13 protein-coding genes are annotated in these 12,776 nt (G+C 38.6%); 5 read left to right on the forward strand and 8 right to left on the reverse strand.

Going from position 1 to position 12,776, the window contains the following annotated elements; translation table 11 throughout:
* The first annotated feature begins 4 nt into the window (after positions 1-4).
* The 5 genes from AC3WLU_RS05395 (at position 5) to AC3WLU_RS05415 (ending at position 3,428) form a co-directional block, all read left to right on the forward strand.
* Positions 5-148, forward strand: coding sequence for a YrzO family protein (locus AC3WLU_RS05395; protein ID WP_133350491.1), 144 nt, complete (start codon positions 5-7; stop codon positions 146-148).
* A 158-nt stretch (positions 149-306) separates the two neighbouring features.
* The gene (locus AC3WLU_RS05400; RefSeq protein WP_057278323.1) at positions 307-1,143 is read left to right on the forward strand and encodes a hypothetical protein; all 837 of its coding nucleotides are present in this window, start codon (positions 307-309) and stop codon (positions 1,141-1,143) included.
* Complete coding sequence (locus AC3WLU_RS05405) at positions 1,127-2,011, forward strand: S8 family peptidase (RefSeq protein ID WP_492596930.1); 885 nt, start codon at positions 1,127-1,129, stop codon at positions 2,009-2,011. The genes AC3WLU_RS05400 and AC3WLU_RS05405 overlap by 17 nt, the downstream gene beginning before the upstream one ends.
* A 15-nt stretch (positions 2,012-2,026) precedes the next feature.
* Positions 2,027-2,893: a hypothetical protein gene (locus AC3WLU_RS05410; protein ID WP_413003961.1), complete on the forward strand. Its 867-nt coding sequence runs from the start codon at positions 2,027-2,029 to the stop codon at positions 2,891-2,893.
* Between the two features lie 19 nt (positions 2,894-2,912).
* Complete coding sequence (locus AC3WLU_RS05415; RefSeq protein WP_057278326.1) at positions 2,913-3,428, forward strand: hypothetical protein; 516 nt, start codon at positions 2,913-2,915, stop codon at positions 3,426-3,428.
* Between the two features lie 238 nt (positions 3,429-3,666).
* Here the strand turns inward: AC3WLU_RS05415 and AC3WLU_RS05420 are convergent, their stop codons facing one another.
* The 8 genes from AC3WLU_RS05420 to AC3WLU_RS05455 all read right to left on the reverse strand — a co-directional run bounded on the left by AC3WLU_RS05420 (position 3,667) and on the right by AC3WLU_RS05455 (position 12,776).
* Positions 3,667-4,047: a hypothetical protein gene (locus AC3WLU_RS05420; RefSeq protein WP_413003963.1), complete on the reverse strand. Its 381-nt coding sequence runs from the start codon at positions 4,045-4,047 to the stop codon at positions 3,667-3,669.
* Between the two features lie 440 nt (positions 4,048-4,487).
* On the reverse strand, positions 4,488-6,392 hold the full coding sequence (locus tag AC3WLU_RS05425) for an endonuclease MutS2 (protein WP_492596931.1): 1,905 nt from the start codon (positions 6,390-6,392) through the stop codon (positions 4,488-4,490).
* Positions 6,393-7,047: 655 nt separating this feature from the next.
* Positions 7,048-7,200 (reverse strand): hypothetical protein, encoded by a 153-nt coding sequence (locus AC3WLU_RS05430; RefSeq protein ID WP_153246156.1) that lies wholly within the window; start codon positions 7,198-7,200, stop codon positions 7,048-7,050.
* A 187-nt stretch (positions 7,201-7,387) separates the two neighbouring features.
* Positions 7,388-9,106 carry an adenine deaminase gene (locus AC3WLU_RS05435; RefSeq protein WP_492596932.1) on the reverse strand — a complete coding sequence of 573 codons (1,719 nt, stop codon included), beginning with the start codon at positions 9,104-9,106 and terminating at the stop codon, positions 7,388-7,390.
* A 16-nt stretch (positions 9,107-9,122) separates the two neighbouring features.
* Positions 9,123-10,187, reverse strand: coding sequence for an ABC transporter ATP-binding protein (locus tag AC3WLU_RS05440; RefSeq protein ID WP_048687495.1), 1,065 nt, complete (start codon positions 10,185-10,187; stop codon positions 9,123-9,125).
* A 15-nt stretch (positions 10,188-10,202) separates the two neighbouring features.
* Complete coding sequence (locus AC3WLU_RS05445) at positions 10,203-10,991, reverse strand: ABC transporter permease (protein ID WP_048687496.1); 789 nt, start codon at positions 10,989-10,991, stop codon at positions 10,203-10,205.
* A gap of 6 nt (positions 10,992-10,997) precedes the next feature.
* Positions 10,998-11,822, reverse strand: coding sequence for an ABC transporter permease (locus tag AC3WLU_RS05450; protein WP_096340021.1), 825 nt, complete (start codon positions 11,820-11,822; stop codon positions 10,998-11,000).
* Between the two features lie 24 nt (positions 11,823-11,846).
* Entirely contained in the window at positions 11,847-12,776 is a 930-nt protein-coding gene (locus AC3WLU_RS05455; RefSeq protein ID WP_492596933.1) for a nucleoside hydrolase, read from the reverse strand.

The following is a 12,776-nucleotide window of genomic DNA, read 5'->3' on the forward strand; positions in this document are numbered from 1 at the left end:
AACAATGGATTTACTAACGCTTATGCTAATCTTTGGATTGGCTGTACTTTGGGAATTGGCAACGATTAATAAGAATGTGAAAAAGATGAATGAGCAAAATGCAGAATTGATCAATCTGTATAATGAAAGAAGGAAAAGAATTCAATAAAGTGGACTTTTGGCAATACAACGCAAAAAAGCCTCGAAGGATGTAAATATATACTAAAGTTGAGTAATACGGGCTTGAAATAAGTCCTTTTCTACGATAGTAGTACTGTAGTGAAATTAAAAAAACGGTAACAGTTAATGCAGACAAAGGAGATCAACATGAAAAAACACGCAACAAAAATTGTTATTCTAATCATATCTATCATTTTAGTATTAGAAACCTTTACACTATTGAAGATTTACAAAAATGAAAATAAGGTTATTGCTACTTTAGATGATGGAGATATTACTCAAAAACAATTAATCAATACATTAGATAACAAAGAGAAGAAAAGATTAGCCGACAAATTAATAAATGAAAAATTACTTAATTTAGAAGTGGAAGAATTAAATTTAGCATCACCTTCTAGTAAGGAAATGTTAGAACAACTTCCCTACATTCAATTATTTGATAGTAGTAAAAAAAATTTAGCTGATGAACAAACAAAAGAGTTTGTTGAAGATTATATTTATGTAAGAAAATTAGCTCAAAACTACACTTTAAATGATGAGAAATTAACCAAATTTCTCGAAGATGAACGAAATAACAATGGGGATTTTTTAATAACGGTTAAAGTGATTAGCGGTAACCATATGCAGTTGTCTAAAATAGAAAATGCTTTACATAAAAAAAACAATATTGATTATATTATTAAAAAAGACTCTCTAGTAGTTCAAGAAAAAGATATATTTTCATTGAATAATGAGTATAATAAAGATTTTTCTCAAAATAAGATTGGAGATTATATTCACGTAATGAATGAAGAACATAGCTCTGAACATAAAATAATAATAGTAACCGGAATTACAAAATCGGATGATACATTATTAAATTTAAAAAAGAATAAAAAAGAGATTTTAAATGTTTATATGAGTAAAAACTATTTCCAAGAAAAATTAGATATAGTAAATGTTTTAAAAATGAAACATAAGATTAAATATGCAATTAAAGAATAGTTTAGTAACTAAGTTTGTACTTTTATTTTTAATATGGATTTTGATTTCAGCCATACCTTATACTATCGAAAAAAATAATCAGCTACCAAATTCTAATTCTACATATTATGAAAACCTAAAAACATGGCCAAATGAGTTTCTTGGCCTAAATAATAATCAAAGTACTGGAAAAGGAGTTAAAATAGCAATTTTAGATACAGAAATCAAGTTTAAAAGAATTACAAACTTGAAGGGTGAATATGATTTCTTGTCTAACCATACTAATAATAGTACTCCTGTTGAATCTACTCATGCAGATCAGGTAGTTAGTATCATCAGTTCAATTGCTCCAGGTGCAGAGATATATTTAATAGAGGTTGTTGACGAAGATGGACAATTAAAAGAACATGACTTAAAAAATGCGCTTAATTGGCTTAAGAAAAATCAAGCAGATATTGTTAATATGAGCTTTGGTTTTAATTCAGTAATGTCAACTATTGAACCAATCTTAGAACAACTTTATGAACATAACACGGTATTAGTCGCTTCAACCGGTAATGAGGGAAAGTCTCGAGTATTATATCCAGCTTCATCTCGATACACAATTAGTGTAGGCGCTAATGATTTCTTAGGTCAAAGGTGGTTCAATTCTAATTACGGTAACGAATTAGATTTTAATATGCCCGGAGTAAAAATAATAGATAGATATAAAAATTTGTATGTTGATGGTACTTCTTTTAGTACAGCATTCATGAGTGGAATTATTGCTAGATTAAAAGAATTAAATCCAAAGATTAGTAATAAAGAGATATATATAAAGTTGGTTGAAATGACAAATGCTTCTAAGTGGAATGAGACAAACGGCTATGGAACACCAACTTTTCATTAAAAAGGGAGATCACATATGAAACAGAATTGTATAAAACTAATTAAAGCTACTGCAATCTTATTATTAATTTTAATGCCTCTGGTAACAACAACAAGCGCCTTTGCTGAAGATTCTGAACAAGTTAAGAAAAAGTTGGAAATTCAAACTGTTAAGCGCCTTATTATAACGTTACCTGAGAACCCAGATAGCTCTATCATCGACATGTATGAAAATGGAGGATGGCAATATAATCCTACCTCAAATCAATTAGAAAAACCTGTAACTTATAAAGACTTAGAAATTGAAGTTGATGGTAAACCTTATACTACAGATGATAATGGTGTAGTAGAAGTTCCTGTAGAAAAAGGTTACGGTGAAGATATTAAAATCGAAACTGAACAATTAAGTGCTAGTGGAAAAAATTCAAAAGAAGATGAGCAAAAACTGAGCACTACTGTTGAAGTTAGCAATGAACCTATTGTTATCGAAGAATATATTAATTTAAATCATATACTTAATTCCATGGGAAAAGAAACAAGTAATGATACTACTGAAAACACAGCAGTAAGCAATGATCAAGTTGGAGAAATGAAAGCAAAAGCTCCATATCTAGACGATAAGCAATTACCTTCAAGGGGACGTGCACTTCATTGTAATAGATTTAATGGCTTTCAAGGAGACGGAAAATACTATGAAGACGAAGCAAGCTGGGCTGCGGTTAGGAATTTTTTTCAAAGTGATTGCGATGTATCACTTGGTAAGTCTAACAAGTGTCTTGCAGATTATGGATCTAATCCCTATTGTGCTGCAAAACCTGCATCTAAAAATGGGCATTGTGGAGATATCGTAGGCCACGCAAATGGTTATCACAAACACACAGGCTGGTTCAGCCCTTCAAAATAATTTATAGGAGTTTTTAAAATTGGGGAAAATAAAAAAAACAAATGTTTTTTGGTCATTGACTATAATCATATTGGTAGTAATAAGTTCTCTTGCAGCCTATAAGTTTTATGAATATAAAACAAAAACCACAAATTTATCCAAAGAAAATATAGATAATATATATTTATTAGACAGTTTGGAAAACTATAAAAAGAACCATTCTTTTTCTATTAGTAAAGATGTTAGTCATCCGGGTTATACAATATACAACATTGATAAAAATGTAAATAAACAAATTACTGTAGATAAGAAAAAAAATAGTACTATATATAGAATTGAAGCTTTTGATTCTAGCTCCAAGACTTCTAAAAATGTTTCAGTAGGTACATCTGTAAAAGATTTAATTAAAATCTATGGGGAAAATTATATAGAACGCTCAAGTGATCAAGCTGACAAATTAATTAAATACGTTGATCGTGATAACAATATTTTAATTTCATTCTTTATCTATAAAGATAAAGTAGATGGTATTAATTTAGAAGTTAAAGACTTTTAATTAATTTACTAAATAAATATATAAAAGAGCCATTAGAATTTTTCAATTTGGGAGTGTCAAGTAAAAAACGCGGTTTTTGCGTTTGTAAGTCGTCTATAAAAAAAGCAAAAATAGAAATTTAGTTAACATAAAGCACTTTACCGGAAGTTCTAACATTAATAAAAAAGGTAATTCAGCTGAATTACCTTTTTTTACATTAAAGAAATACCTATAAAGAAGACGCCTAAGGTTTCTTTGTTCACTTTCCGAAAAGTCGAGCAAAGAGGCCCTTTTTTTGTTTATCCAGGTTAGTATCCGGATTTTCGTTGGCTGCTGCTATTAATTGTTTAGCTTCTTTTGCTGCCCTATTGGATTCATCCAGTTCTTTATCGCATTCTATACTTCCTCTAATGCTAGATACTTCACCTTTTATTTGTTGGATACCTGGGATAACAAACTCTTTATTGATAGTTTCTTGGTTATCCAGCTGTTCTTTCATTTGTTTATTTTCTTCCCTAGGTGCCGCCATTTCTTCACGTATGGCTTTTAACTCTTCCGCGATCAATTCCCCAGCTTTCTTTTCTGGTTCTGGCTTAAATGATTCCCCCCCAGTAGCAAAGTATTGTTCTATTTGCTTCATACTCCAGTTTTGTTCGCGGTGAAGGGCTTGTATCTCTTTGAAGCGTTCTATTCCTCCACGCTTATAAATGTTATAGCCGTTTCCTTTTTCGCTCTTTTCGTGCGGGATATATTTTAAAGATGTTAGATCATTCAAAAGATGTAAGAAGCTAAATATCTAGGTGATACTAACAACCTTTCAGATGATGTATGTATCCCTTTCTTATTATATCTTTCAACTCTAATTGATTTTGATTGTTTAATACCTTTTATATCTCCGTCTAGAGCCTAATCCTTCCTTCTTCACACGAGAAATTAAGACAAAATTAAAGGGTATGAGCCCTGTTCATACAGAACTCATACCCTGCCAATGTCTAACTTTTTTTGTGGAACACGGTTATCACAACCACTTTATTACAATTTCATAAATCATCCGTTTTTCCCGTTCAAAATTCCCCCTGTCTATTCACCAAGCTTCTTCCTGATATCCGCTGCTACGTTCTTTAGCGCCTTTTTCGATCCCCGCTCTAAGTCATGGTTCAATTTCCTTTCTTTGTAGCTGACAAATAAAGAATCGAGATCATAGCCTTCAGGATATAAATCGACGGCCTTTATTTCAAGCTCGAGCTTATTGGCATGAACTTCCTTGAAGGTATCTTCGAAAAGTACGACGACATTATTGAAGGAGTCCTTTTTCTTATAAACGATCGCGTATCCATTCAGTTCGCTAACCTTCACTTTGTCGCCGACTTCATATTCATAAGTTGATTCTTTAGGAACCGCCGCTGGCTTCGCTTTTTTGATTTTACTTTCCTGGACACGCTCCAAATCATAGTCTTTATTTTCGATATAGAGCTTTGCCTTTTGCAGAACCTTTTCACGGACATTCATTTTTTTGGCTATCCAAAGGGCATTGCTTTCCCCGGATTGACCGATCAACAGTTTGTATTTTGGCTCAAGTGTTTCACTGTTGAATTGCATGGCCGCATTCATGAAATCACTGTGTATTTCCGAGTAGCGCTTGATTTCACCATAATGGGTCGTCGCAACGGTTATGCACCCCCTTTGATAAAATTCCTCAAGGATGCTAATCGCCAATGCGGCTCCTTCATTCGGTTCCGTTCCGCTCCCGATTTCATCGAACAGCAGCAAGGAGTTATTGGTTATTGCCCCCATGATTTCCGAGATGTTTTTCATATGCGATGAAAACGTGCTCAGTGCATTTTCCATGCTTTGATTATCACCGATATCGACGAATACCTGGTCAAAGACGGCAAGCTCCGTCCCCTCTTTCCCGGCAACATGCAGTCCTGACATGACGGCCAATGTAAGGATTCCGATCGTTTTCAGGACGACAGTTTTTCCCCCGGCATTAGGGCCTGTGATAATCAAGCTGCGATAGTCCTTACCGATTTCAAAATCCAAAGGTACGCTGTCTTGCGGCAATAGTGGATGCTTACAGCCCGTTAATTTAATATAACCGTGATCATTGATTTTCGGTTCGATGGCATCCATGCTTTTACTGAACTTGGCTTTTGCGAAGATCATGTCATATTGACTGATCAACTCGATGTTTACCTTGATCGGTTTCAGCTGTTCGAAAACCGTTCCGGATAATGTGGCCAAAAGTTGATACTCTTCCATCGATTCCTCCGCCTTTAAGCTTGCCAATTCTACATTCAATTTCGTAACAGAGGCAGGTTCAATGAACACGGTAGCCCCTTTTGCGGATACTTCCACGATCGTTCCGGCCACTTGATTTTTATAGGAGGCTTTGATCGGGATGGTGTAGCGATCATCCTTTTTACTGATGAAAAATTCCTGAATGAACTCTTTATTGGCTCCGCTCTTCAAGAACTTATTCAGCCGTTCCTCTATTTTACCTTCTGTCTTGATGATTTGGTTCCTGATCCGTTTCAGGTCCTTGCTTGCTTCGGAAACGACAGCATTTCCCTTTATGGTGAATTGGATTTCTTCTTCAATGCTCCTGAATTCAGTCATGGAGCGGGCGTAGGAATGAAGTGTCGGTGCAAAGAACTCTTTATCGGTCATGAATTTCTTGATATTCCTGCAGCCCCTTAAGAAGTCTGCTATCGCCACTAACTCTGACGGCTCCAAAATCATTCCTTTTTCCAGTTTGTCGATATGGAGGCCAATATGTGAAATGCCCTTCAAGGGAATATGGCTTTCCGCATTCAGTAAGTTCCTTGCCTCCGTGGTCTCGTTCAAACGACTTTTAACGACCTTCAAGGTGCCGCTCGGCTTAAGCCGATCCAATAACGCTTTCCCTAAACCGCTTACGCAATGGTTTTTAACCATTTCCTTGAGTTGGATATATTGTAATTTTTCATAAGTCATTGTATTCATCTAATGATCCTCCTTGAATGAGTGAGTGATTAAAAAATTCCCGAATCCAAAAAATGCCCGCAATGGTCCCCCTACCTTTACAAATGAACAAGCCATTTGAGTAGAAAGCTCCTGCGGGCATCGGCCTTATCCATGGATAAGTGCCTGAAATCGATAACAAATAGGGCAGCTCGAATAGACCTGCGTACACAAAAAAGCATGATAGGACAAATCCCACCATGCTTTTCGCCGTAACACCTGCATGTTACACGAATTATGGAAAAGGAAGCAGTCTTAAGGTAGGTATTCACAATGCAGAATTGCACTGTGAAAAAAGGCATACGTAATCCACTGACAAATCAGTGATTAAATACCTTATTCAACTAAATTAGTTGATACCTACTCCCGACATAAAACACCACACCTTTTCTTAGATTGGAATTAACATACCATATCAGTAATAAAAAGTCAATTCTTTTTTTGCGGTTTTCCAAAGTTTCATTAAAAGATTCAAGAAAAAAATGCAGCCAAGCCTATGGTACTCCCCTTTTCATTGTCTGAATATTTACTTTAAAATCGGGGTATGTTATCCTTATATTGACATAAACTAAAAACAGCCTCATGCGCTAACATGAGGCTGACAACTAGCAAGAGTGGTTGGTCACAACTAACTTAATTAATCGTCAGAAGAAGAACCATTGCCATCTTGGGAGGATGAGTGGTTCTTTTTCCGTTTCTTGGCGAACATAGACAGGATAAGACTGGTTGCTACAGCAACAAATATCTCTTTACCCATATCTGTAATCAAGTTCAATAAGAAATGAATCAAGCGGTCACCTCCTTTCCAATCTATCATTAGATGGAAAAGCAAAGCGTGACCTACCACTCTATCCTCAGTTGTTCCTCTATTTTATCATATTTTCCCTTTAATGGTAATTATATGAAAGTAAACAAATCCAGCTAACATTTGATGCATTAAGAAAGGGGATTATCCATTGGATAATCCCCTTTTCGGTTTAAGCTTCATCACTCATCATGAGAGGGACTGTTTTCCCTTCGTTCACGTTGATCAATCCATGGTCGGTTATTTTCAGAGCCGGGCTGACAGGAAGCGATAAGGTGCTTAATGACATGATGACATTATAATGTTCGTAGCCTAACGACTTAAGTGCATCTGTCAGGTGCTGAACTTGCTTTGATACGATGTCCATCGGCTCTTCGGAAAGAATCCCTCCAACCGGAAGTGGAATCATCGATAGGACCTTGCCATCGTGGACGCAGCAGACACCGCCTTGCTTCCTTATCACTTCGTTAGCGGCAATCATCATATCCTGCTTATTATGGCCTATCACCAGAAGATTATGGTTATCATGCGAATAGGTTGTGGCGACAGCTCCACGCTTCAATACATCGCCGGTGATCAACCCGTGCGCCCGATTACCGTTTTTCCCGTATCGTTCGAATGTGGCGATTAAACCATAAGGGCTTTCTTCCCAGCTTAATTGACCATTCTTCCCTTCGATACGATCATGGGTTTCAGATGTGAAAGTAGAACCGTTCTGCACGTTTATGATCCGGCACTTGCTGCTTTCAAGACTCTCCGGGATCGGGATGTTAAAATCGTTTTCGGTAAGTTCCGCAAGCTTCACACTTTGATAGAAATGCTCAGGAAATTGTTCTTCCTTCACTTCTTGGACATAGGGGCGTGAAGATTCATAAACTAGTTCACCTTTTTTGTATACTTGTTCAATTTCAAATGTTTCCAAATCCGATAGCAGCAGGAAGTCTGCTGTTTTCCCAGGTGCAATGGCGCCACGGTCATGCATCCGCATCCGCTGTGCAGGTGTATAGGTGCATGCATAAATGGCTTTTTCCGGAGTCATCCCCATTTGAACGGCTTTCTTTAAAAGGACGTTCAGATGTCCTCTGTTTTGGAAAGAGTCGGTCATGACATCATCGGTGACAAAGCAGAAATGTTCATCCACCTGATTTTCCTTCAAGTAATCTATCACTTCTTCTGTCATTGATTTCTCTTGAATCTCAATGAACATGCCGGCAGCGATCCTCGCATCCATCCCTTCCACGGTCTGGTGTGTATGATCTGAATTCACTCCGGCATTAATAATCTTTTGCAAGTCCAAGTCGAGCAGCTTTGGAACGTGCCCCTCTATGATCAAATCTGGATAACGGGAACGGATATGGGACAAGATCTTATTCGTTTTGCAATCCGGGTCGGTTATGACCTCATAGTAATTCATGATCTCGCCGAGACATATAATGTCCTCGGTTTGCATCAATTCGTCTATATCATCTATTTCGATCGAACCGCCTGTTGTTTCCATCGATGTGGCTGGAACGGAACTCGGGATGGCATAAAACATATCCGCTACGCAATCTTGACTTGCTTTGATCATTTCCTTCACACCGGAAATGCCGAAAACATTGGCCATTTCATGTGGTTCCGGCACGATTGTCGTCACGCCATTTTTGATTAGCCCGTAGGAAAAAGTCGCAGGCGTCACCATCGTACTTTCAATGTGGAGATGGATATCGATCAGACCTGGAACCATATACTTCCCCTGTCCATCGACGATTCGATCCGGCTCGAAGGCATCCAATTCACGTTCTCCAATATAATAGAACTTTCCATCCTTGATGGCTGCATTCCCTTTAATGAATCTTTTAAAATAGCTGTTAAACACGTTGATATCCCTTACAAGCATATCCATTCGCATAACTTCCCCCCCTAAGCTAGTCAACAAGCACCATCTGGTTTCTCGGAATTTCAAGGATGATTTCCTGACCCGTCCGGTAGGATTCCGCCATTTCCTTGTTCACAGTGAAATCCCCTATTGGAGTTTCAACGACATATTGATAGCTTCTTCCAAGATACGTACTTACCTTGACCCGGCCAGGTAAACTATTTTCCTGAACGGCTCCCGTGTTATCTTTTTCCCTGATCAACAGATCGTCCGGCCTGATGGCGCCTATTTTTCCCGTTGAATTGCTCATCTGCGGATCCTTGTGCAGCACAAATGAGTATCCAGATTTGTTCAGTTCGATTTTACCGTCATGATCTGTCCGCTTATCGAAGTCAATGAAGTTCTTGAAGCCGATGAAGTCCGCGACAAATTTGGTTTCAGGATATTTGTAAATGGTCGCAGGGTCACTAAGCTGTTCGATGATCCCTTTATTCATGATCGCCACCTGGTCGGATATCGAAAAGCATTCTTCCTGGTCATGGGAAACATATACCGTTGTAATCCCCAGCTCTTGTTGGATACGGCGAATCTCGACTCTCATATTCACCCTTAAGTTGGCATCAAGATTACTCAATGGCTCGTCAAATAAGAGGATGTCCGGCTCAATCACCAGCGCCCTGGCAATCGCGACCCGCTGCTTTTGCCCTCCAGAAAGCTCTTGGGGATATCGTTTTTCAAAACCTTTTAAATTAACGATTTCGAGTACATTCATTACTTTTTTTTCGATTTCACTTTTTGAATTCTTTCTCAGACGGAGACCGAATGCAATATTATCGAATATCGACAAATGCGGAAATAATGCATAGTTTTGGAACACAAAGCCAAAATTCCGCTTGTTGACGGGCACTTTCGTATAGTCCTTTTCCTTGAATAAAAACTTACCTTCATTCGCCTGTAAAAACCCGGCAATTAAACGAAGGGTCGTCGTTTTCCCACAGCCGCTCGGGCCAAGAAGGGATACCAGTTTCCCTTTTTCAATCTCAAGATTGAAATCTTTTAATATATTCTGTTTGTTATAGGCTACAGATATATCTTGTAAAGTGAATAAAGCCACCCATCATTACCTCCTTTATCGTTTTGTGAAATAAGACAATCCCATGAGCCGTTCTACTATAAACATGAAGAAAGCGGTTATGAACATGAGCAATACGGAAATGGCCGAAATGGTGGGATCGAAGTAGTTCTCCACATACGTCAGCATCTGAATCGGAAATGTACTTACCCCAGGGCCTGTCATATAAACTGAAATGTCTACATTATTGAAGGATTCCAAGAAGGCGATCATGACTGCCGCCAGAATTCCTGATTTTATATTCGGGAGGACGACTGTAAAGAATGTGCCCAATTTACTCGCTCCGAGACTCTCGGCCGCTTCTTCAATGGAAAAGTCAAAGTTTGATAAGCTTGAAGAAATCACACGGATGATGAAAGGCAGCATGATAACAGTATGTCCCACAAACAGGGCCGCATATATCGGAAGCTGATAAGTCCCCACAATGTAACGTAAAAACGCAAAGCCCAGCACAATTCCCGGTATTAATATCGGAGAAACGAAAAAGGCATTTATCACGCTTTTCCCTTTGAAATCAAACCGGCTTAATGCATAGGCAGCCGGCACTCCCAGTAACAGTGCCAAAAGGTTGCCACCTAGTGAAACAAGGATGGACGTTTTAAAAGCGACCAAAAACATGTCCACATTAAAAATATTTTCGTACCATCTGAAAGAAAACTCTTCTGGCGGGAACTTCAAAATATTTCCGCCTTCAAATGACGTAACGGATATGATAAGCAAAGGCCCTAGTAAAAAAAGGAACACCAGGAATGTAAACAGGGCCAATCCTCGATTTTTTTCCTGCATACACCTCTACCCCTTTGGATTTAATTTTTTTGCCAAACCATTCATGATCGATATGATAAGGACGGTCACGGCAATCATTATCGTAGCGACTATCGATGCCACTTGCCATTCGTTCAATGTAATCGCGTTTTGATAAAGAAAGGTCGAAATGACCCGCTGTTTCCCGCCTAATAAAGCAGGCGTAGTATAAGCCGTGAAGCTTCCTACGAAAACAAGGATGCTGCCAATGACCAAACCTGGAACCGAAAGCGGAATGATCACTTTTGAGAATACGGCCAATCTTGATGCTCCAAGGCTTTCCGCCGCTTTTAATAAGTCCGTCTCGATGTTCTCCATCACACCCACCAGCGTCACGATGATCAATGGCAGGAATAAATGGACCAATCCGATGATGATGGCAGTGGGCGTGTACAATATATCAAGCGGCTTCTCAATCAAGCCCATGCCCATCAGCAATTTATTCACGACACCGTTTTTACCGATGATCACCATCCAGCTGAATGAGCGGACAACAGGGCTTGTTAATAGCGGGAAAATCGTCAGCAAAAGCATGATGGCTTTTTTTCGTTGTTTCAGTTTTGAAATATAATAAGCTGCTGGAAATCCCAATAGTATGCAAATGATTGTCGTGAACAGACTCACCCTAAGTGTCGTCAGCAGAATTTCAATAAAGTATCGGTCTTGGAAAAAATCGAGATATCCTTGTACGGAAAAACCGCCGCCTTCATGAAAAAAGGTCGTGCCAATCGTCATTAGGATCGGAATGATCATGAAAATCGTTAAAAATAGAACGCCTGGTAACAGCAACAGGTATAGATAGCGTTTCTTCACCTCGGAACCCCCTGTTCGTATTATTTATGAATTGATTATGCGAATGAACAGGTCGAAAAACGCTTCCGCATCGACGTCCAGACAAACTTGTGCATTCGGCTGCTTCATCAGCCTATTTTGAAAGTCGCAAACCATCTGTCCGTCACAAAGCTCGCTTTTTGTTTCAACATCCACATAATATTCTTCTCTGGTGACAAGATCTTCTTGCAACGCAATGGCTACAGCTAATGGATCATGCATTGCACATGCCCATATGCCGTTACGTTCAAAATACCTTTTCCGGTAATCTGATGTACTTTTCCTTATATAGTCAGCAAGTTCATGATTTTGAATCAATTGGATATGCTCTTCACCCAATAGAACCTTTCTCGTGACATCAAGACCAACTTGCGTGATGGATGCGAATCCCGCCTGTAATACGATTTTGGCTGCTTCAGGATCGACATACGTGTTATATTCAGAGGTCGGCGTGACATTGCCACCCCCTTTGATCACTCCGCCCATGAAAATGACTTCTTTAACGAGCTTTGTGATTTGCGGACATTTTTTCACCGCCAATGCCAAATTCGTAAGAGGTCCCGTCATGACAAGCGTCACTTCACCAGGAAAATTCAAAATGGAATTGATGATGAAATCAGAAGCAAATCCATCATCAGGCCGCTTTTTGACTGGCACATCCTTCAAGGCTCCGCCAATCCCGTCCTCGCCATGGATCCGGTGTTCAAAAAAGGGGCTCCTGATAATTGGGCTATCTGCCCCCTTTATGACTGAAATGTCCTGTTCATTCAATAAATCCAATATTTTGCATGTATTCAATGTTGCCGTATCAAGGGATACATTCCCGTTCACCGTTGTGACCGCCAATATGTCGAATTGACGGCTTTTAACAGCAAGAATGATCCCGATCGCATCATCTATTCCAGTATCCACATCAAGAATCATTTTTTTCTTCAT

It is taken from the genome of Peribacillus sp. FW305-BF15 (assembly GCF_058783805.1).